Source organism: Streptomyces sp. NPDC107471 (assembly GCF_055582845.1).
The window spans coordinates 41,351-62,840 of record NZ_JBVJPC010000020.1; the positions used below are offsets into that span (position 1 = coordinate 41,351).

Annotated in this window: 14 protein-coding genes; 8 read left to right on the top strand and 6 right to left on the bottom strand. The window is 71.9% G+C overall.

Annotation, left to right across the window (positions count from 1 at the left end):
• Positions 1–736 precede the first annotated feature (736 nt).
• Positions 737–1,240: a sigma-70 family RNA polymerase sigma factor gene (locus ACZ66S_RS39615; RefSeq protein WP_469906437.1), complete on the top strand. Its 504-nt coding sequence runs from the start codon at positions 737–739 to the stop codon at positions 1,238–1,240.
• On the opposite strand, the gene ACZ66S_RS39620 is transcribed toward ACZ66S_RS39615, so the two are convergent.
• The 4 genes from ACZ66S_RS39620 to abc-f form a co-directional block, all read right to left on the bottom strand.
• Positions 1,237–3,387, bottom strand: coding sequence for an AfsR/SARP family transcriptional regulator (locus tag ACZ66S_RS39620; protein WP_469906438.1), 2,151 nt, complete (start codon positions 3,385–3,387; stop codon positions 1,237–1,239). The genes ACZ66S_RS39615 and ACZ66S_RS39620 overlap by 4 nt on opposite strands.
• A 387-nt stretch (positions 3,388–3,774) precedes the next feature.
• A complete protein-coding gene (locus tag ACZ66S_RS39625) occupies positions 3,775–4,338 on the bottom strand; it encodes a CGNR zinc finger domain-containing protein (RefSeq protein WP_469906439.1) in 564 nt (187 codons plus the stop codon).
• Positions 4,339–4,452: 114 nt separating this feature from the next.
• Positions 4,453–6,126 carry an ABC-F family ATP-binding cassette domain-containing protein gene (locus ACZ66S_RS39630; RefSeq protein WP_469906440.1) on the bottom strand — a complete coding sequence of 558 codons (1,674 nt, stop codon included), beginning with the start codon at positions 6,124–6,126 and terminating at the stop codon, positions 4,453–4,455.
• Positions 6,127–6,207: 81 nt separating this feature from the next.
• The gene (gene abc-f / locus ACZ66S_RS39635; protein ID WP_469906441.1) at positions 6,208–7,842 is read right to left on the bottom strand and encodes a ribosomal protection-like ABC-F family protein; all 1,635 of its coding nucleotides are present in this window, start codon (positions 7,840–7,842) and stop codon (positions 6,208–6,210) included.
• Between the two features lie 381 nt (positions 7,843–8,223).
• Between abc-f and ACZ66S_RS39640 the strand changes: the two genes are divergently transcribed.
• The 5 genes from ACZ66S_RS39640 to ACZ66S_RS39660 all read left to right on the top strand — a co-directional run bounded on the left by ACZ66S_RS39640 (position 8,224) and on the right by ACZ66S_RS39660 (position 12,817).
• Entirely contained in the window at positions 8,224–8,946 is a 723-nt protein-coding gene (locus tag ACZ66S_RS39640) for a molybdopterin-dependent oxidoreductase (RefSeq protein WP_469906442.1), read from the top strand.
• Positions 8,894–9,595 (top strand): cytochrome b/b6 domain-containing protein, encoded by a 702-nt coding sequence (locus ACZ66S_RS39645; RefSeq protein ID WP_469906443.1) that lies wholly within the window; start codon positions 8,894–8,896, stop codon positions 9,593–9,595. The genes ACZ66S_RS39640 and ACZ66S_RS39645 overlap by 53 nt, the downstream gene beginning before the upstream one ends.
• A 256-nt stretch (positions 9,596–9,851) precedes the next feature.
• Entirely contained in the window at positions 9,852–11,474 is a 1,623-nt protein-coding gene (locus tag ACZ66S_RS39650) for a DUF6351 family protein (RefSeq protein WP_469906444.1), read from the top strand.
• A 44-nt stretch (positions 11,475–11,518) separates the two neighbouring features.
• Complete coding sequence (locus ACZ66S_RS39655; RefSeq protein WP_469906445.1) at positions 11,519–12,109, top strand: DUF308 domain-containing protein; 591 nt, start codon at positions 11,519–11,521, stop codon at positions 12,107–12,109.
• A gap of 231 nt (positions 12,110–12,340) precedes the next feature.
• Complete coding sequence (locus tag ACZ66S_RS39660) at positions 12,341–12,817, top strand: DUF6924 domain-containing protein (protein WP_469906446.1); 477 nt, start codon at positions 12,341–12,343, stop codon at positions 12,815–12,817.
• 106 nt (positions 12,818–12,923) lie between these two features.
• Here the strand turns inward: ACZ66S_RS39660 and ACZ66S_RS39665 are convergent, their stop codons facing one another.
• Positions 12,924–13,781, bottom strand: a complete 858-nt coding sequence (locus ACZ66S_RS39665) for a Bax inhibitor-1/YccA family protein (RefSeq protein WP_469906447.1) — start codon at positions 13,779–13,781, stop codon at positions 12,924–12,926.
• A gap of 202 nt (positions 13,782–13,983) precedes the next feature.
• Complete coding sequence (locus ACZ66S_RS39670) at positions 13,984–14,457, bottom strand: SsgA family sporulation/cell division regulator (protein ID WP_469906448.1); 474 nt, start codon at positions 14,455–14,457, stop codon at positions 13,984–13,986.
• 774 nt (positions 14,458–15,231) lie between these two features.
• Between ACZ66S_RS39670 and ACZ66S_RS39675 the strand changes: the two genes are divergently transcribed.
• Both ACZ66S_RS39675 and ACZ66S_RS39680 read left to right on the top strand, forming a co-directional pair.
• Complete coding sequence (locus ACZ66S_RS39675; RefSeq protein WP_469906449.1) at positions 15,232–16,830, top strand: hypothetical protein; 1,599 nt, start codon at positions 15,232–15,234, stop codon at positions 16,828–16,830.
• On the top strand, positions 16,827–21,458 hold the full coding sequence (locus ACZ66S_RS39680; protein WP_469906450.1) for an FtsK/SpoIIIE domain-containing protein: 4,632 nt from the start codon (positions 16,827–16,829) through the stop codon (positions 21,456–21,458). Before ACZ66S_RS39675 ends, ACZ66S_RS39680 begins: the two co-directional genes overlap by 4 nt.
• Positions 21,459–21,490 lie beyond the last annotated feature (32 nt).

Sequence of the window (21,490 nt, forward strand, 5' to 3'; positions counted from 1 at the left end):
AACGGGTGAGAGAGGGTGGTGCGGATCGTCGGTGGCGGGGGTCGCCCCTCGCTCTGACAACGTTGCCATAGGCTGTGGCGGCGGACACGTCCCTGTCAAGACCTGTGACGACATGTGGGGCATTCACCCCGGTCGCACCGAGAGGGGGGCATCGAGGAAGACGCCGGTCGTGCTGAGGTTGCCGCCGTGTGTGCGTTTCCGCGCCGGACGGCTCGGTGACGGTGCTGCCGGTGGCGTGCACGTCGTTGGACGTCGCAGCCGGAGTCGAAGTGGCTGAGTGTGCGCCGCTGGACGAGGCCGTAGCGGGTTCCGTCGTGGTGGTGCCGTTCCGTGCTTTGGCCTGGTGGGACGGTGACCTGGGGCTTGGCGCCGAGCGGCACACGTGTGTCATGGGCTGGCAGGTTCGTGCCGTTCGTGCACTACCGCTTCGGCGGCCGCGACACGTGTGACACAGGACTCATGTGTCGCTCGGGTTTGGTGTGCGTGCCGCAGGGGAATTCCTGCCGGGGAACGGCGATTCCCCTGTGCGCAGGCGCCCGCCCGGCTTGGCGAGGCACGCGGAAAGCCCATGTGTTGTCCGGTCGTCGAGCACGGCACTGCGACGACACAAATGCGGCACGACCGTGGCACATACGGCTGCCTACAGTGCGGGCGCGGGGGCTACATCCGGCTCCCGGTCGCCGCACGACAGAGAACCAGGATGGTTCAGCACGCTATGGCTACGCCGCTCACGGCCATGTCCCGATCCGACCTGCTCGGCACCATCGTTCGGGAACACCGCGACAGCCTCGTCGCGTACGCGGAGAAGATGCTCGGGGACCACGGACTCGCCGAGGACATCGTCCAGGAGACCGTCATCCGGGCCTGGCGGAACATCGACCGGCTGCTCGGGATGGAGGGGTCGGTCCGCGGCTGGCTGTTCACCGTCACCCGGCACCTGGTCATCGACTGGGTGCGCAAGCCGCAGGCTCGCAGGGAGGTCGTCGGGGTGACGTACAACGACCCCGTAGGGGGCACCGACGCCACCGAGGCGGTGCACGACGCCATGGCGATCCGGCCCATACTGGGCCGGCTGTCGCCCGATCACCGGGCCGTACTGGTCCACATCTACCTGTGCGACCGCAGCATCCAGGAGACCGCCGGTATCCTCGGCGTCCCGGCCGGCACCGTCAAGAGCCGCCACCACCACGCCCTGCGCAAGCTGCGGAGCGTCGTACGGACGGAGGCGGTGGCAGCCTAGAAGCAGGGCGAGTCGAGACACGTCTCCAGCGCCGAGGTCAACAGCCGTCGGAACGACTCGCCGCGGGGGTCCTGGCCGACGGCGCGCAGGAGTTCCGGCAGCAGATGGCGCTCGGCGACGATCCACCCGGCGGCGTCCGCGCGGTCACCGAACTCCTGCGGCCGTACGCCCGGTCGCGGCGGCGGCAGGGTCACCGGCCCGCAGTGCGGGGCGAGCAGCGTGGTGGCGGCCGTCGCGCTGTGGAGATAGTGCTCGAACATCCGGGAGAGCGCCTCGGACCGCGCGGCGGGGGAATCCAGGAGCGCGCTCAGTTCGCGTGCGTACGTGCGGGGCAGCTCGTGGCAGGTGTAGCGGCCGGCGGTGAGTTCGACGAACAGATGGTGGTCCGTCAGCTCGGTCACGTCCTGCCGGGTGCGGCGCGCATCGGTACCGGCCAGGCTGGCGGCGGCCGGCAGGGTGATGTCGCGGGTGGGGTGCAGGCCGAGCAGCCGGAACAGCCGGGCGGCGCCGCTGCTCAGCGCCTCGTAGGAGCGGTGGAACGAACTGCGCAGGTCGGTGCGGGCGTCACGGCCGGCGAGGGCGTCGAGACAGCCGTCGGGGTCCCGCAGCCGGGTCGCGAGCGCGGTCAGCGGGAACCGCGGCTGGGCCAGGGCCCGGGCGGCGGCGACGGCCAGTGCCAGGGGGAGCCCGCCGCACAGTTCCACGATCTCCTCCGCCGCGGAGTTCTCGGCACGCGTGCGGTGGGCGCCCAGGCGCCGGTCGAGGAGTTCGAGGCCCTCCTCGTGGGACATGGGGTCCAGGGTGACGATCCGGGCGTCGTCCGTGACGGCCAGGCCCTCCAGTCGCCGTCGGCTGGTGACGATCGCGAGACACCCGGGTGTGGCGGGGAGCAGCGGGCGCACCTGCTCGCAGTCCTCGGCGTCGTCCAGGACGAGCAGCAGCCGCAGCCCGTCCAGGGCGCTGCGGTAGGCGGCGGCGAGCGCGGCGGCGCTGCGGGGCTCGCGGTCGTGCCGCACACCCAGCGCGTCGAGCACCTCGGCGACGGCCTCGGCCGGGTCGAGCGGGGCGTGGGAGGCGTGGTGGCCCCGGAGATCCAGATGGATCTGACCGTCGGGGAAGTGGTCGGCGACCAGGTGGCCCCAGTGCACGGCCAGGGTCGTCTTGCCGACCCCCGCCATCCCGCAGAGGGCCACGGTCATGGCGGGGGGCCGGCTCCCGCCGTCCAGCGGCAGCAGCTCCAGGCAGCGGTTGAGCGCCTGCCGGCGACCGGCGAAGGAGGCGCAGTCCGCGGGCAGTTGGGCCGGCTTGCCGGTGTCCCGGGGGCGCAGCGGGGGAGTGTCCGCGGTCGGGGCGGCCCTGCGCCGGAGCAAGTGCTGCTGGGCGGCGCGCAGTTCGGGTCCGGGCTCCACGCCCAGCTCCTCGGCCAGGGCACCGCGGATGGTCTCGAACTGGCGCAGGGCCTCGGCCTGTCGGCCGGTGCCGGCCAGGGCGGCGATGACCCGGGCGTGGAGTGCCTCGTCGAAGGGGTGGCTCTCCACGGCGCGCCGCAGCATCGCCAACACCTCCTCCGTCAGTTCGGGGGCCGCGGTGAGGACGGCGTCGGCGGCCTCCTTCACCGTGGCGACGAACTCGTGGCCGACCGAGGTGAACACCGGGTGCCGGGCCACCGAGGTGCCCGCGGCGACGACGGTCCCGCGCCACGGTCGCAGCGCCTCGACGAAGTCCTCGGCGGCCTGGGCGGGGGCGCCGCCCCGAACCGCGAGCTGGGCCCGCGCGCGCAGGTCCCGGAAGCGCAGCAGGTCGGAGGTCGAGGTGTCGACCAGCAGACGGTAGCCGTCGGCGGCCCGGACGAGGTGTTCGGCCTGCGTACGGCTGCGCAGTTCGGGTTCGAGGGTCCGGCGCAGCGCGCCGATGTGCCGGTGCACGACGTTGACGGCGCTGGCCGGCGGGTCCTCGTCCCACAGGATGTCGACCGCCTCGCTCAGGGTGAGCGGGCCGGGGGCGCGGACCAGCAGCAGGGCGAGCAGGGCCAGCCGTTTCGGGGGGCCGAGGTCGATCTCGGTGTCCCCGCGCAGCGCCCGCACGGTGCCGAGGACTGAATAGCGCACTGTCGCGTCCATCTCGCGGCTGGCCTGGCCCTTTCTCATCAGGTCTGTCGGTCGCCTGTCGTCACCGCACCCGCCGGCGGACCGTGGCCGTCCCCGCCCGAGAGGCTTGCGGCCGGGTCCGCGAAGTGTAGCCACGATGGGTGACACGTTTCCGCTGGTCGGTGCGGAACGTGTGTCGCGATGAGGAACCACGGCGGCTCTAGTAACCTGTCTAACTGGTGACGACCATGGCACATGATCGCGTCACCTGTCAAGATGGTTACGGAAGGGGTGGCTTCTCGGTGGTGACTGCGCTGTGCGGGACGATTGCCTGACACGTATCTCGTGTGCCAACGGCGTTGGCCGCGCCTCGCCCGGAGCCCCTGAACGTCTTGAGCCCAGCGCACCACCGGTGCGCTGGGCTCAAGTGACTCTGTCGCGGGAAGGTCAGCGGGCGGCCGCGGCCGGCGCGGACTTCTTCCGGGCACGGTACGCGGCGGCCTTGATCTTGTTGCCGCAGGACTCCATGCCGCACCACTGGCGCCGCATGCCCCGGGAGCGGTCGATGTAGACCCGGGTGCACTCGGGGTTGCCGCACTCCTTCATCAGGGGCACGTCGGGGCCGCTGAGCAGCTCGACGGCCTGTCGGGCGACGGTGGCGAGGGCCTGCTCGGGCGTCGCGTCGGTGTGCCGGCCCGACAGGGTGAGCTGCGGGGTCGCCGGAGCCTTGCGCGCGGCCGCGTTGAGCACGGCGAGCGCCTCCCGGTCGAACTGCTCGCCGAGCCGGCGGTCGGTGACCAGCCGGTAGACGGCCTCGCGCACGGTCGTGGCTTCCCGGACGTCCTCCTCCTTCCCAGGAGTGATGGTGTCCACCAGTCCGGACTCCAGGTACCAGGCGTTCAGGCGCTCCGGCGTCACGAACATCTCGAACCGGGTCGAGCGTCGGGCCCGGAGCGTGGCCGCGAAGTCGAGAGCCGGGTGCCCGCATACGAAGACATGGTCAAGATTCACATCACCATCTTGACAGGTGACTCAGGTTGAATGCAAGAACCGTAACCTCTTCAACCGGTTGCTGACTGCCGCAGAGGGACCGTGATCGTACGACATCGGACGCGATCGCCCTGATCAGAGCGGACGAGAGGGGCGTTCGGCGAGGGCGGGTCCCGACTCCTTCCGCTGATCGGCTCCCGGTGTCAGCCGTAGCTCACGGCCCTGCCAGCGGCGGCGCAGCCAACGGTCGTGGCTGGCGACGACGATCGCACCGGGGCCCGGACCCAGGGCCGCTTCCAGTTCGTCGCACAGGGCGGGCGAGAGATGGTTGGTGGGCTCGTCGAGGAGCAGGAGCTGCGGCGGGCGGGCGACCAGGAGGGCCAGCGCGAGGCGCCGGCGCTGGCCCACGGACAGGTGGCCGACCGGCTTGTCCAGATCCGCCTCGTGCATCAGGCCGAGCGAGCTCAGCGGCACCTTCTCGGCCCGTCGGGCGCCCAGTGTCTGCTCGTAGGTGTCGCGGACGGTGCGGTCGTCGTGCTCGAAGGTCGTGTCCTGGGTGAGCAGCCCCACCGTCAGCCCGCGCCGCCGGTGCACCTCGCCCTCGGCCGGGAGGCGCCCGGCGAGTACGGCCAGGAGCGTCGACTTGCCCGCGCCGTTGTCGCCCGTGACCAGCAGCCGGTCGGTCGGTGAGATCTCCAGGCCGCCCATCGAGAGCCGCCCGGTAACCCGTACGTCGAGCAGCGAGACCAGGGGGCCGGTGTCCTCCCCGCCGCGCGCGGCCAGCTCCCCGGCGGCGAACCGCAGCGGGCGCGGCGGCTCGCCGACCCGGGTGCGCTCCAGCTCCTCCAGGCGCCGGGTGGCGTTGCGGACCCGGCGGGAGATCTGGTTCTGCACCCGGCCCGCCCGGTGGCCATAGCCCATCTTCTCGTTGTCGGTACGGCCCCGGTCCGGCGCGACCCGGTGCGCGGTGACGCCCGCCGTCTGCCGCAGCTCCGCCAACTCCTCCTCTTCCTCGGCGTACCGGCGCTCCCAGCGCTCCCGTTCGGCGCGCTTGTGCGCGAGGTAGGCGCTGTAGTTGCCGCCGTAGCGGACCGGTCCGTCCACCGCCGGTTCGAGGTCGATCAGATCGGTGCAGACGGCGTCGAGAAAGGCCCGGTCGTGACTGGCGGCGACCACGGTTCCGGGCAGGTCGCGGAGCTGCTCCTCCAGGAAGGCGGCGGCTCCGTCGTCCAGGTGGTTGGTCGGCTCGTCCAGCAGCAGCGCCGAGGGCCGCCGTACGAGCAGGGTGGCCAGGGCGAGACGGCCGCGTTGCCCGCCGGAGAGCGAGCCGAGCGTGCGGTCGTGACCGAGCGCGCCGAGGCCCAGTCCGTCCAGTACCAGGGCCGCGCGTCGGTCGGCGTCCCAGGACTCCCGGTCCTGTGCCTGTTCCAGGCGCCTGCCGTAGGCGGCGAGGAGGTCCTGGTGGGCGGGGTCGACCTCGGGGACGTCGGCGAGTTCCGCCCCGAGCCGGTCCAGCTCGGCGAGGTCCTCGCGGGCCTCCCGCAGCGCCTCGTCCAGCACTACTGCGATGGTGGCGTCGGCGTCGTAAGGCATCTCCTGGTGTAGGAAGCCCAGGTCGGCGGGGCGGGTGACGCTGCCGGCGTCGGGGGTGTCCACACCGGCGAGGACGCGCAGGAGGGTGGACTTGCCGACGCCGTTCTCCCCGATCAGGCCGATGCGCCGGCCGGGGGCGGCGGTCAGGGAGACGCCGTCGAGGACGCGGCGGTCGCCGAGGGTGCGGACGAGGTCGTGGGCGAGCAGTGCGGACACAGGTGTCCCCCAAGGGTGAGCGGTGGGCGGCCCGCCGGGCGCAGGGCGCCTCGGACGCGGGCCATGTCACACGTCAGGTGCTCACACCTCGGGTGCCCCGGTCTCCTTGAGGTTGCCGTCGGCCAGCCGCAACCACCGGTTCACACCGATCTCGGCGAGGAACCGCTCGTCGTGGCTGACCACCATGAAGGCGCCCTGGTAGGAGTTGAGCGCGCCCTCCAACTGGCCGGCGCTGACCAGGTCGAGGTTGTTGGTCGGCTCGTCGAGCAGCAGCAGGTGCGGGGCCGGTTCGGCACACAGGACACAGGCGAGCGTGGCGCGCAGGCGCTCGCCACCCGAGAGGACGCCGACCGGCAGGTGGGCGCGGGCGCCGCGGAAGAGGAAGCGGGCGAGCAGGTTCATGCGTTCCGCCTCGGGCCGCTCGGGGGCGAACGCGGCGAAGTTCTCCGCGACCGTGCGGTCCAGGTCCAGCAGGTCCAGGCGCTGCGAGAGGTAGGCGATCCGGCCGTCGTTGCGCTTGATCTCGCCGCCGTCCGGGGCGAGGTCACCGGTGATCAGACGCATCAACGTGGTCTTTCCGGCGCCGTTCGGCCCGGTCAGCGCGATGCGCTCGGGGCCGCGGACGGTCAGGTCGATCCCCGTGGGGGCGAACACCTGCCTGTCCCCGAGCCGGGCCTGCATGCCCTCGCCGATGAAGAGGTTGCGTCCGGCGGGCACCTGGGTGTCGGGCAGTTCCAGGGTGAGGCGCTGTTCGTCGCGCAGCGCGCGTCCGGCCTCGTCCAGGCGCGCCTTGGCCTCGCTGACGCGGGAGGCGTGCATGGTTCCGGACTTGCCCGCGGCCTCCTGCGCACCGCGCTTCATGTTGCCGGCGAAGATCTTGGGCAGACCCGCGTTCTTGAGGTTCTTGGACGCGTTGCTCATGCGGCGCTCGGCGCGCTCGCGGGCCTGCTGCATCTCCCGCTTCTCCCGCTTGAGCTCCTGCTCGGCGTTGCGGACGTTCTTCTCGGCGACCTCCTGCTCGGCCCGCACGGCCTCCTCGTACTCGGTGAAGTTGCCGCCGTAGAAGCGGAGTTCGTCGCTGCCCAGCTCGGCGATGCGTTCCATGCGGTCCAGGAGCGCGCGGTCGTGGCTGACCAGCAGCAGGCAGCCGGTGAAGTCCGAGAGCACGTCGTAGAGCTTGTGCCGGGCCTCGGTGTCGAGGTTGTTGGTGGGCTCGTCGAGCAGCAGGACGTCGGGGCGCCTGAGCAGTTGGGCAGCGAGGCCGAGGGAGACGACCTGGCCGCCGCTGAGCGTGCGCAGGCTGCGGTCCAGGGTGAGGTCGGCCAGGCCCAGGCGGTCGAGCTGGGCGCGGGTGCGCTCCTCGATGTCCCAGTCGTCGCCGATGGTGGCGAAGTGCTTCTCGTCGACGTCCCCGGACTCGACGGCGTCCAGGGCGCGGATCACGTCGGCGACCCCCAGCACCTCGGCGACGGTCAGATCGCCGGTCAGGGGCAGGCTCTGCGGGAGGTAGCCCAGGGTGCCGGCCACGGTCAACGAGCCGGTGGCGGGACGGAGTTCGCCGGCCACCAGCTTGAGCAGGGTGCTCTTGCCGGAGCCGTTGGGGGCGACCAGGCCGGTGCGGCCGCTGGTCACGGTGAAGGACAGGTCCCGGAAGACAGGGGTGTCGTCGGGCCAGGCGAAGGAGAGGTTCGAGCAGACGATCGCGGCGTCGGACATGGAGGTGACCTCGAAAGGACGGAGGGCAGAGCGGATACCTCTGCCCTGGGCAGACGTGGGAGAAGGGGTCGACGAAACGGACCACCTCGGCAGCGCTCCTGAGCGCCGGCCGGTGGCCGTCAGATCCGGATCTCACCCGGAGATGTCGTCTTCACCCACCACGTCTGTGACTCCTCGATCAACGGTCAACGTCTCCGCGAGTTTAACAGCCGACGTCCCGTCCGGTCGACCTGAGCGGCCCAGGACAGCCCTCATACGTGTGCAGGAAGGACTCGGCTGTTTGACAGCTCCGTGGCCCCATGACAGCATCGTCACCAGTTGAACCGGTGACGAGGCCGAGCGAGCTCGGCAGGATCACATGTGTCGGAGGGAGCGCACACCATGGCGGACAAGCCGAAACCGAGGACCGGGGGTGCACCGGTGGGGCGGCGGGCGATGCTGGGCATGCTCGGCGCGGGCGCCGCGGGGCTCGCCGCCGCGCCCTACCTCCAGCGGGGCTGGGAGGGCTTCCTGGCCACGGCCTCGGAGGTCGACGCGACGGGCCTGACCGGACTGCTGCCCAACCCGGGCGGCTTCCGCTACTACAGCGTCGTCGGCTCGGTCCCGCACAAGGACGAGACGAACTACGCGCTCACCGTCGGCGGACTGGTGGAGCGGCCCAGGACCTACACGCTCGACCAGTTGCGCGCGATGCCGCAGACCCGGGTCGTCCACGACGTCGTGTGCACCGACGGATGGCGGGTCGAGAAGACGCCGTTCGACGGGGTGAAGCTCGCGGACATCCTCGACGACGCCGGCGTGCGCTCCTCGGGCGCCGCGATCCGGTTCACCTGCTTCGACGGCGCCTACACCGAGAGCCTCACGCTGGAACAGGCGCGCCGCTCGGACGTCCTGGTGGCACTCAACATGCAGGACAAGCCCATCACCCACGCACACGGCGGCCCGGTCCGCCTCTACGTGGCACCCATGTACTTCTACAAGTCGGCCAAGTGGCTGTCCGGCATCTCGGTCACCGACAAGGTCGTTCCCGGCTACTGGGAGGAGCGCGGTTATGCGGTCGACGGCTGGCTCGACGGAGCCGACCGGCACAGCGACGCGGCCTGAACACGGGGGCCGGGTACGCCGGTTCAGCACCGCCGAGCGGATGGTCCACCGGGCCACCGGCTACCTGATGCTGCTCTGCCTGGTCACCGCCGCCTGCCTCTACCTCGGACCGCTGGCACAACTCGTCGGCCGGCGGCACCTGATGGTCACCGTCCACGAGTGGTCCGGCATCGCACTGCCCGTCCCCTTCCTGCTCGGCCTCCTCTCGCCCGCCTTCCGCGCGGACCTGCGCCGCCTCAACCGCTTCGCGGTGTACGACCGCCAGTGGCTGCGCGCCGTGCGCAGGCGCCGCACCTCGCCCGAGGCGCGCCCGGCAGGCAAGTTCAACGCGGGGCAGAAGCTCTACGCGGGCTGGATCGCCGGGGCGGTGCTGGTGATGATGTTCACCGGCCTGCTGATGTGGTTCATGGGGCTGCTGCCCTTCATCTCCCGCACCAGCGCGATCTTCGTCCACGACATCCTGGCCTGGGCCATCACCTTCGTCCTGCTCGGACACATGCGCAGGGCCTTCGAGGACCCCGAGGGGCGGCTGGGCATGCGCACCGGCTACGTCAGCCTCTCCTGGGCGCGGCAACACCACTCGCGGTGGCTGCGCGAGGAGCAGGTGGAGGACGGTGCCGCGGACGCGGCGGACCGTCGGATGACCTAACGCGTCCGCGACAGGGCGCGCCCGACAGTCGTGGACACGGACCGTCAACTGACTGTCGTCGGCACATGCGGGTGCCTGCCAGCCTGGGGCCAGGTCGAGAGCCACCAGGTCCGATCGGCCTCCGCATCTCGACGCACACCTTCTTTCGTCACCGCTTCAACCAGTGATACAGTCCGATCAGTCCTCGGCCCGCCTCATGTGCTGCACACATGTGTCGCCCGTGGCCGGACGCCTTTACTTCTTCGATGGGAATCCCATGAGACGACTTCTGACTGTCCTCGCGGCCGGTGTTCCGCTGGCCGCGGCGGTGTACCTGCCGACCGCCTCGGCCGAGACCACGGACGCCTCCGCCACCACCACCGCGTCCGCCTGCTCGGCGCCCTCCGTGAAGGCTCCGGCCGGCACCCGGGTGGAGTCCGTGACGGCGGTCAGCCGGGAGGGCGGCACCATCGCCGGCACCGGAGTCCTCGGCGGTTCGGTCTCCGGCGTCCCGGCCTACTGCGAGATCACGGTCACCCTCACCCACCCCGGGGACGACGACCACGCCAAGGTGCGCACCTGGCTCCCCGCCACCGGCTGGAACGGCCGCTTCCAGGGACTCGGCGGCGCCGCCTACCTCGCCGGCGACAACAACGTCGGCCTGGGCACCGCCGTCAAGAGCGGCTACGCCGCCGTCAGCACGGACGCAGGTGTCGGCGACGCCCTCGACACGAGCTGGGCGCTGAACAGCGAAGGACAGGTCAACACCGCCCTGTTGAAGAACTTCGCCTCCCGCTCCCAGCACGAGGCGGCGGTCGTCGGCAAGGAGGTCGTCGACGCGGTCTACGGCAAGCGTCCGTCGTACTCCTACTTCACCGGCTGCTCCACCGGTGGCCGCCAGGGCTACATGGAGGCCCAGCGCCACCCCGGCGACTACGACGGCATCCTCGCCGACGCGCCCGCCGTCAACTGGGACGAGTTCGAGGTCGCCACCCTGTGGCCGCAGGTCGTCATGAACAACGAGAAGACCTACCCGTCCCAGTGTGAGTTCACCGCCTTCACCAACGCCGCCGTCAAGGCCTGCGACTCCCTCGACGGTGTCAAGGACGGCCTGGTCAACGACGCCTCCCGGTGCGACTTCGACCCGCGCCGGCTCATCGGCACCAAGGTCCTGTGCGAGGGCAAGGAGCTGACCGTCACGGCGGCCGACGCCACCGTCGTACGCAAGATCTGGGACGGTCCGCGCACCGCCTCCGGCAAGAAGCTCTGGTACGGCGTCCCCGTCGGCGCCGACATCTGGGCCCTGGCCGCGCACACCGACCCCGACACCGACGGCAACGTCGCCGGTGCGCCCTTCCCGGTGCCCGCCGCCTGGCTCAAGCTGTGGGTGGCCAAGGACCCGTCCCTCGACCTCTCCACGATCACCTACAGCCGGTTCACGCAGTTGTTCAAGCAGTCCCAGGCCGAGTACGACAAGGTCATCGGCACCGACGACCCGGATCTGTCGGACTTCCGCAAGTCCGGCGGCAAGCTGATCACCTGGCACGGCGAAGCCGACCAGTACATCCCCACCCAGGGCACCGTGCAGTACCGCCAGAAGGTCGAGCGGGAGCTGGGCGGCACCAGGAAGGTCGACGACTTCTACCGTCTCTTCCTCGCCCCGGGCACCAACCACTGCGGTCTCAACGGCGCCGACGGCTCCGCTGACGGCCTCGCCGCGCTGACCGCCTGGGTCGAGCACGGCAAGGCCCCCGGGACCCTGCCCGCCACCCTGGTCGACGCCCAGGGCCAGAACGTCTCCCGCGACCTGTGCAGCTACCCGCAGGTGTCCCGCTACACGGGCCACGGCGACCCGGCCGTCGCGTCCAGCTTCAAGTGCGCCGCACCGTCCCGGTACTGACCGGCCGGACGACGACCGACTGACCTGAGAAAGGCCGAACCATCATGAGCACCCAGACATCGACCCCCGCGCCCGCGGCGGCCACGGACGAACGCGCCTCCCTGCTGAGGCTGTACCTGAGCCGCGGTGTCCTGGCCGTGGCCTGGGCCCTGGCGTTCGCCGGCGCCCACGAGGACGTCGACGCCGTGGCGATCACACTCCTGGTCGCCTATCCGCTGATCGACGCCGTGTCCTCACTGCTCGACTACCGGGCCACCCCGAACGGTTCGGAGCGCCGGGTCACGGCGTTCAACGGGGTGCTCAGCACGCTCGCCGCCCTCGCACTCGGCATCGCCGGTGCCGGGGGTGTGGCGCCCGTGCTCCATGTGTTCGGCGCCTGGGCGCTCGTCTCCGGAGCCGCCCAGGTGGTCGTCGGACTGCGGCGGCGCGGCCCCGAACTGGGCAAGCAGTGGCCGACCCTGATCTCCGGCGGACTGTCCTTCCTCGTCGGCATCACCTACAACATCCAGGCCGCGGGCGACAACCCCTCGCTCGACGTGCTGTCCGTGTACGCCACGGGTGGCGGCGTCTGGTTCATCCTCCAGGCGCTGCTCCTGGGCTGGAAGTCCCGCCAGCTCCGCACCCGGACCACCTGACCTGCTCCTGCCCCACCACATCGCCCCGCGGCCCTCTCGGCCGCGGGGCGAAGTGCGTTGGGGGCTGTTGCTGTGCAACGGCGAGGGTGGGGCACCGGCGGTCCGTCTCCAGGACGAGCCGGCAGCGCTGGAGCTCGTGGCCCGTGAGCGGCCGGCCGGACCGGCTTCCTCGCAAACGGCCCGTGAGACAGTCGGGCCCGGTTCACCGATCGCCACCGAGGAGAGGGATCCATGCGAGCGTTGCCCGCCGTCACCGGCCGTGACGAGTTCGACGTCCTGGTCGTCAGGACCGACTACAACGACGACCAGGCGTGGCGCGACGTGAAGGCGGCGCTGAGGGAACCCTGGGGGGACGGCCGGTACGAGGCACACGTCCACTTCATCGACGCCCCGGCCTGGGCGGGAGCGACCGTTGACGAGGTGTTGCATGCGGTCCGCGCCGACGAGGACCTGGCGGTTGTCTTCCTCGCCGACCGGACGACCATGCAGGGCGAGAGCCACGACTTGCTGGCGGTCACCACGCTGTCGCGAGAGGAATGCGTGGACGACCAGGACTACGAGCAGATGACCGAGTTCGGTCGTGAATTCCGTACCGTCCCCGCGGGGGTCCACGATGTCCACGCCAACCTGAGCATCGGCAACCTGGGCTTCGAGGAATACGCCGCATGGGCTCACGATGATCCGGAGGGGATCTACCGGTCCTTCTGAACAGAGCTCACGCAACTGCAGGGCGACTTGACGCAAGCCATCGCCCGACGCGGAAACGACTGGAGGGGCCCGCGCGTCGCGCGGGCCCCTCCAGTCGCGGATGAACTCAGTTGTCGCTGTTGAAGATGGTCAGCACCCGGAGCACCTCCAGGTAGATCCACACCAGCGTCAGGGTGAGCCCGAAGGCCGCCAGCCACGCCTCCTCGCGGGGAGCCCCGTACGCGACGGCGTCCTCGACCTGCTTGAAGTCCATGGCGAGGAAGGCCGCGCCGAGCAGGATGCCGACGACACCGAAGACGATGCCGAGCCCGCCGCTGTGGAAGCCGAGGCCGTTGCCCGCGCCGAAGGCGGAGAAGAGCAGGTCGGCGACGAGCAGCAGGACGAATCCGGTCGCGGCGGCGGCTACGAACCCGGTGAACCGCTGCGTCACCCTGATCCACCGCATCCGGTACGCGACGAGCACCCCCGCGGACACCGCGAAGGTGCCGAGCACCGCCTGCACCACCACACCCGGCGCGACGTATGTCGAGATCGTGCTGGAGAACACCCCGAGGAAGACACCCTCGAGCGCCGCGTACCCGAGGATCAGCGCCGGGGACGGGGTCCGCTTGAAGGACTGGACCAGCGACAGCACGAAGGCGACGAGGGCCGCGCCCACCGCGATGCCGTACGAACGGCCGAGGTTCGCCTCGTCGACGGGGAGCAGCAGCCAGGACAGGACGGCCGTCAGGGCCACGGTGCCGAGCGTCGTCGCGGTGCGGACGACGACGTCGTCCATGGTCACCGCGGTACCGGCGGTCCGCCGCGCGGTGTCCGCGCCGGGGGCGTAGGGGTTGGTGGTCGCGGGATCGGTCGCCGGCGCGCCTCCGACCGCCGCGCCCACCGGGCGCCGAGCGTAGGCGTCGGACGGGCCCGCGTCACGGGCTGCGCCCCAGCGGGAAAAGATCGGGTTGCTGGTCCTCATGTCATTCCTCCTCGTTCGCCGCACACTCGCGGCCTGCGGCAAAGCGTTGTCATCGGGTGCCCGGGACGGCATACGTGTGGCAGTGGGCGGCGACGACCGGGCCGACGACGGCAACCCTGTGCGTCACCACTCTGACAGGTGACGCGAGAGGAGGCAAGTCATCCCCGGCACATCCGGCAGCGGTCGTCGCGCGGGGCTGCGGTCATTCGGCGGTGGGGGCCACCGGTCCGTCGAGAAGCTGCCTGAGAAAGCCGTCCCAGTTCAGACCGGCCGTCTCCGTCTCAGCCGGGGCGATCTGGTAGGTCGCGTCCAGCCACTGCGTCAGCGGCACCGTGGGGACCTCGAACAGCGCCTCCACCTCCTGCGATTCGAGGAGCAGCCAGGACGAGGGTCGCTCCCTGGGCAGCGCGGGCCACATCCGTACGTCGCCGCAGCCGCTCATCGCCGTCAGACCGCGGTGCAGGAGCTCGCGGCCGAGGTGCCAGACGAGGCTCGGCCCGCGCTCCGCCAGGAACTCCACCGTGATCACCGCGGGCATGTCCGCGTCGAAGTGGAACTCCGCACGTATCGGCAGCGGGGTGAACTCGTCGAGCATCTGATTGAGCTCCAGGAACAGCGGGGGCATGTGCTGCGGGGCCGCCGTGGGCGCCTTCAGGGATGACTGGTCGCGGTGCATGACGGGAGTTCCCTCCGTGGGGCGAAGTCTGTGTGTCCCACTCTTCGCCGGGAACGACACCCGCACATCGGTCAGTTGACGGTCGGCCTTTTTCGCCGGTGAGGACGCGGTGCAACCGCGGCGGCCATGGAACGGCTGCGGAGGACCGCTCAGAGGACCGCGGTGACGTAAGTCATCGCCCCCGTGTGTCGCGATCTCAGGTCACGGGTTCCAGGTCGGGGCCCGTGGTGCCCAGTGTGTCGGTGGACACGATCGGCGGCCCCGGCCAGGTCACGCCCTCGGGCGGCCAGGTCTGGCAGGTCGCCTTCAGGAACCGCGCCGGGGGCTCTGCCGGCTCATGTCGGCGTTGTCGGTGGCCAGTCCGCCGGTGCAGGCCGCAGCCGGGGGAGTCAGCGGGGTCAGCTCGGTCGGAGAGGGCCGCGCCCAGAAGATGGCCGGTGTGCTTGACGGGTCGACGTGGCGGTGCGGCCGGTATTCACACGTATCTGCCGCGCGGACAACGTCCTGCACCACCCCAGGAGCGCGGCTCGGGCACCACAGCCGTGGCGGACGGTGCTTCCGGGGACACTGGCCTCGCCCGCGGGACGGGGGCCGCGTGTGAAGTCGACACGTTTCCGTTTAGACTCCGTGTGACAGCGGCGGTGCAACGGCCGCAGTCACACCTGTGCGGCCGGGGCGGCCATGCGGCCGGGGTGAGCACACGCCCGGCACATGTGCCGTGTCCCCTTCAGACACCCGGTCGTTCTCCGGTCCGCGACATACCGAGGGGTTCTCGTGCACATCCATCAGGCGGGCCCGTTGGAAGGCTGGACGCCGGTGGCGCAAGCCGACCGTACGCTCGCCCTCTCCTGGGACTCGGGTGCCAGCGCGCTGATCCTCGCCCTGGCCGAACTCCTGCTGCTGGTCTGGCTGTTGCTGCGCTGGCTGGTGCGCAGACAGGGCGGCCGGCACAGGTTCTGGCGGCGGCTGAGCCGTCAGGTGCGGTTGACCCGCCGGGCCTTCTCCGATCCCGTACGGGAGTTCCTGCGCTTCCGCGCGGCGGTACGGCAACTGACCCGTCTGCTGGTTTCGCAGACCACCGACATCGTCGCCCACCAGGCCCTGGACGGGGCCGACACCACGGTCCGGGACACCGCGCCCGACGCGTTCGGCTTCGCGGTCACCGTACGGCCGCCGACGCGACGGGACGACGGGGAGGTCGCCGTACGGCTCGCGGGCCGGGACGTGCCGGCACCCGGGAAGCCGTGGGCGACGGGCGACGACCCGCTGGTCTGGAGCACCACCGCCACTGCCACCGACGTCTTCGCCGGGATCCATGCCCAGTCCGCGGCCGAGGACGGGCCGGTGGAACTGTCCGGCGCGACCAGGGTTCTCGTGCCGCTGGGCCTGAGCGGCAACGGTGTCGTCCTCCTCGACCTGATGCGGGGGCCGCGCATCCTCAGCACCTACGGCGACCGCAAGGCGACCCGCGCCTTCGTCCAGGCGGCCGCCGCCTACCTCGACCTGCCCGGCGGGCCGGCCGAGGTGCTGGTGGCCCGCGGTGTGCACCCGCGTTTCGACGGCCCGGGACTGGACGCGGTCCTGGACTCCCTGGCGGCCGGCCCGGCGTCCGAGCGCACCCGGCCGGTGGTCGTGGTGTGCGCCGCCCCCGACGACGAGCAGGCGGCGCGGCTGTCCGAGCTGGCCGACGCGGGAGTGCTGTGCGCCCTGGTCGTCGGACCGATGTCCGCCCACCGCTGGGAGATCCGGGTCAACTCCCGCGGCCACACCGAGACTCCCGGGCTCGGGATCGAGACCGACGCGGCGCCGCTCGGCCCGGCGATCGCCCGCACCGCCCGCAAAGGCGGCGCGCGCAGGCGAGGGCCACACCCGAAGTCCGGCTCCACCCGCCCCTCGGGGCCGCGACCGCCTGCCGGAGGCACCGAGCTTCGCCGTCCGGCCCCGCAAGGTCACGCCGCTTCCCCGCCTGCGGCCGGTCCGGCGTCCCACCGTCCCGTCTCGGAGCCGCCCGCTGTGTCTCCCGCGCCCGGTACGCAGCCGTACCGGCCCCTGCCGCAGGCGTCCGGGGCGCTGCCACGGGTGGGCGGCCCGCGGTCGCACCCGGAGTCCCCTGTGCCCGGGCCCGCTTCGCGACCGTCCGCGGTACCCGTGCCCGGCGCCCCGTACGGCCGACCGGCAGACCCGGCAGGTTCAGCCGCCCCGAGCGCGGTGACGTCCGTGACCGGGGCTGCCATCCCGGGCCCCGCCGACCCCCTCGCCCCGGCCGTCCGTGAGCTGTTCGCCGAGCCGGAGATCAGCGGGCTGTCGGCGGCCGCACGTTCCGATGCCGAGTCCTTTGACAACACCCGAGCCGAAAGGCGGAACGAGTCGTGAAGCTACTCGTCACCACAGTCGACGGCGAGCGGCGGGAGCGACGCGACGTACTCGTCAACGCCGCCGCGGGCACACCGGTGCGGCGGCTGGTCCCGCAGTTGCTGACCGCGCACCGGGGCAGCGGTCCCGGGGAACCGGACGACGCCACGGCAACCGAGGACGTCCCGCTGTACCTCGGTGACCGGATGCTTGATCCCGACACCGTGCTGGCCTCCTCGGGCATCCGGGACGGCAGCACTCTCGGACTGGGCGGGCCCGTGGCCGAGAGCGGGAAGGCGTCGGTCTACGGCCCCGCCCGCCACGAGATGCCCACGCCCAAGGCACCCGACACCGCCCCCGTGGTCGAGATCCAGGTGATCGGCGGCCCGGACGCCGGCCAGGTGTACCGACTGGACGTCGGCACCCACCTGATCGGGCCCCGTCCGGGCAGCTCCGTGCCGTTGGCGGGCAGGGGAGTGCCCGAGGAGGGGCTGCGGCTGACGGTGCGCCCGGACGGCACGGTCCTGGCCGTGCTGCCCGAGGACGACGCACAGGTCAGGCTCTCCCTGCCCGAGGCGCCCCCGCCGCGTCCGCGGGCCGACGTCACGGCACTCCCGCCCGAACCCGACCCGGACCCGGCGGAGGAGCAGTCCGAGGACCTGCCCCGCGGCTGGACGGTCTGGGAACTCGACGGTGAACTCGTCCTCGGCGAACACCTTCTGCGGGCGGTCCGGCCCACCCGGGCCGACGCCGCGGTGATCCCGTCGCCGAAGGCCAGCCTGGACTTCAACCGGCCGCCACGGCTGCTGCCCCCGCTCCAGCCGGAGACCTTCCGGCTGCCCGGGCCGCCGGAACCCCCCAAGCGCCGTCCCCTGTCCTTCCTGCTGATCATCGCGCCGATGTTCATGGGCGTCGCCATGGTGTGGATCTTCCACTCCTTCCTCTACCTGATGTTCATGGTGCTCAGCCCGGTCCTGGCCGTCGGCAACTGGGTCAGCGGCCGGCGCGGCGGACGCAAGGAGTACCTGGAGGGCGTCGCCAGCTACCGGCTGCGCCGCGCCTCCCTGGAGGCGGACGTACGGGCCAAGGTGGACCACGAGCGACGCGTGCGGGTCGCCTCCGCCCCCGACCCGGCGGTCGTCGGGCTGATGGCCGTAGGACCCGGTGCCCGGCTGTGGGAGCGCCGGCCGTCCGACCCCGACCACCTCGTCCTGCGGATCGGCACCACCCAGCAGCAGTCGCTGCTGCAGATCGACGACGGTTCCCGCGAGGACAACCACCGCACCGCCCACTGGCAGATACCCGACATGCCCATCGGCGTGGATCTGGCCGGCAGTCAGGTCGTCGGCGTCGCGGGCCCCGAGGAACCGGCCCGGGCACTGGCCCGCTGGGCGGTGGCGCAGGCCGCCGTGCTGCACAGTCCGCGCGACCTGAAGATCTGTGTCCTCACCGACAACAAGGCCGCCGACGCCTGGGAATGGGCCCGCTGGCTGCCGCACGCCCGGTCCGGGCTGTCCGCCTCCCAGGACAACGCGCCCGTCATCCTGCTCGGCAACGACCCCGAGACCGTCGCCAACCGGGTCACCGAGCTGATCAACGTCGTCCGCAACCGCAACCAGGCCCAGCAGGCCACCCTGCGCGGCGCGCTGCTCAGCGAACCCGACGTCCTGGTCGTCCTGGACGGGGCGCGCGAACTGCGCGACGTCCCCGGCATGGTCCAGGTCCTCAAGGAGGGCCCGCTGCGCGGCATCCACCTGCTGTGCCTGGACCGTGAGGAGCGGATGCTGCCCGAGGAGGCCAGTGCGGTGGTGTCCATCGCCAGGGACACGCTGACCCTGCGCCGCACCGGCCTGCCCGACATCACCGGCATCCGCCCCGACTACGTCACCCCCGAGTGGGCCGAACGCCTGGCCCGCGGCATCGCCCCGGTGCACGACGTCACCCCGGACGCCGGCGGCGGACTGCCCGACAGCGTCTCGCTCCTCGACCTGCTGGACCTGGAACCGCCCACGCCCGACGAGGTCGTACGGCGCTGGAACCGCCGCCCGGCCTCCACGTCCGCGCTCGTCGGACAGGGCTTCGACCGCCCGGTCGCCTTCGACCTGGTCAAGGACGGCCCCCACGCCCTGATCGCGGGCACCACCGGATCCGGCAAGTCCGAGCTGCTGCAGACCTTCGTCGCCTCGCTGGCCGCGGTAAACCGCCCCGACGAACTGACCTTCGTGCTCGTCGACTACAAGGGCGGCAGCGCCTTCAAGGACTGTGTACGACTGCCGCACACCCTGGGCATGGTCACCGACCTCGACAGCCACCTCGTGCAGCGCGCGCTGGCCTCCCTCACGGCGGAACTGGTGCGCCGCGAGCACATGCTCGCCGCGGCGGGCGCCAAGGACCACCCCGAGTACCGGGCGATGCGCCGCCGCGACCCGAACCTGCCGCCGATGCCGCGACTGCTGCTGGTCATCGACGAGTTCGCGACCCTCGCGCGGGAGATCCCCGACTTCATCCCCGGCCTGGTCGGCATCGCCCAGCGGGGCCGCTCGCTCGGCCTGCACATGGTGCTCGCCACCCAGCGGCCCGCCGGTGTGGTCACCAGCGACATCCGCGCCAACACCAACCTGCGGATCTCGCTGCGCGTCACCGACGCCAACGAGAGCAGCGACGTGCTGGACGTGCCGGACGCGGCGAGCATCTCCGCGGCCACCCCCGGACGCGCCCTGGTGCGGACCGGGCACCGCGCGGCCATGAGCTTCCAGACCGCCTACGTCGGCGCCCCGCGCCCCCTGGTCGAGACGGACCCGGCAGGCCCGGCGGACGGCACGGAACCCGTGCAGCGCCGGGTGGAACTCCCCGACGACGACACCGGTGTGTGGACGACCCCGCTGTCCTGGCAGGGCCTCGGCCGTCCCGTGGACGCACCCCAGGAGACCGAGGACGAGTTCGCCCTGCTCGACGACGAGGAGGGGCCGACCGATCTGATGGCGCTGGTCGACGCACTCGTGGAGGCGGCCGAACGGCACGGCCACCAGCCGCAGCCCAGCCCCTGGCTGCCGCCCCTGACCGACACCCTCACCCTGTCCGACCTGCCGGAACCGGCCGCACCCACCGGTGACGGACGCCTGGTCCCGGCCGCCTGGGCCCGTGAGGACCTGCCTCAACTCCAGGCACAGCCACCGGTGTTCCTCGACCTGAACACCTTCTCCCATCTGTTCGTCCTGGGCATGCCGCGCTCCGGCCGTTCCCAGACGCTGCGCACCATGGCCAGTGCGCTGGCCCGCGCCAACTCCTGCGCCGACCTGCACTTCCACGCGATCGACGCGGCCGGCGGCGCGCTGTCGGCGCTGTCCGCGCTGCCGCACACCGGTGCCGTCGTGCCGCGGGCCGACCTGGAACGCCTGGGCCGGCTCCTGAACCGGCTCACCGCCGAACTCGTCCGCCGCCAGGAGCTGATGACCGCGCACTCGGCCGGCAACATCACCGAACTGCGCGCCGTACTGCCCGCGGACCGGCGCCCAGCGCACCTGATGCTGCTCATCGACGGCTGGGACACGCTCAGCGCCCTCATCGGCGAGATCGAGGAGGGCCGCATGGTCAGCCAGGTCGGCATGCTGCTGCGGGAGGGCGCGGCGGTGGGCGTGCATGTCGTCGCCACCTCGGAACGGGCCCTGATGGCCGGGCGGATCGCGGCGCTCAACGACAACAAGCTGCTGCTGCGGATGAACGACGTCGGCGACTACACCATGAGCGGCATCCCGCGCGAGCAGGTGCCCTCCGTGATCCCGGCCGGGCGCGGCTTTCGCACCGACACCGGCGGCGAGCTCCAGGTCGCCGTGCTGCCGGGTGAACTCAGCGGCCAGGCACAGGCCGAGGCACTCCAGCGGATCGGCACCGAGGCGGCCGCCCGGGACCTGGGCGTGCCTGCGTCGCTGCGGCCCTTCCGGGTGGAGACGCTGCCGATGACGATCGGCTTCAAGGAGGCCTACGACCGCGTCGGCACGGCGCCGCGCGGCCCGCTCACCGCGATGCTCGGGCTCGGCGGCGACGACGTCGCCCCCGTCTGGGTCGACTTCGCCGGCGTCGCCTCGACGTACACGGTCGTCGGCCCGCCCGGGTCCGGCCGCAGCACCGCGCTGCTGTCGCTGGCCGCGTCCCTGCTGCGCGCCGGGACCGGCGTGGTGGCCGTGACGCCCCGGGAGTCGCCGCTGCGCGGGCTCGAGGGCCATCCGAAGGCGGCCGTGCTGTCCTCGCCCGCCCCGGCCGAGGAGGAACTGCGGACGGCACTGGAGGCGGTCGGCGGCGCCGCGGTCGTCATGGTGGACGACGCCGACCTGCTGTCGATGTCACCGCTGGACAGCATGTTGCGGGACATCGCCTCCTCCGGCCGTGACCGGGCCGTGGGTCTGGCCGTCGCCGGTCCCGCAGAGGCGCTGGTGTCACCGCTCAGCACCTGGATCGGCCAGGTACGGCGGTCCCGCAAGGGCCTGTTGCTGTCCCCGCAGACCGTAGGCGAGGGCGACGTCCTGGGACTGCGGCTGCCGCACAACGTGATCCGCGTCAACCGGGTGCCCGGACGCGCCTTCACCGTCGACGAGGCGGGGTCCCTGATGACCGTCCTGGTGCCGGAGACCGAGGCCGCCGACGCCCGCTGAGGGCACACACACGAAGGGGCGCCGCGTCGAGC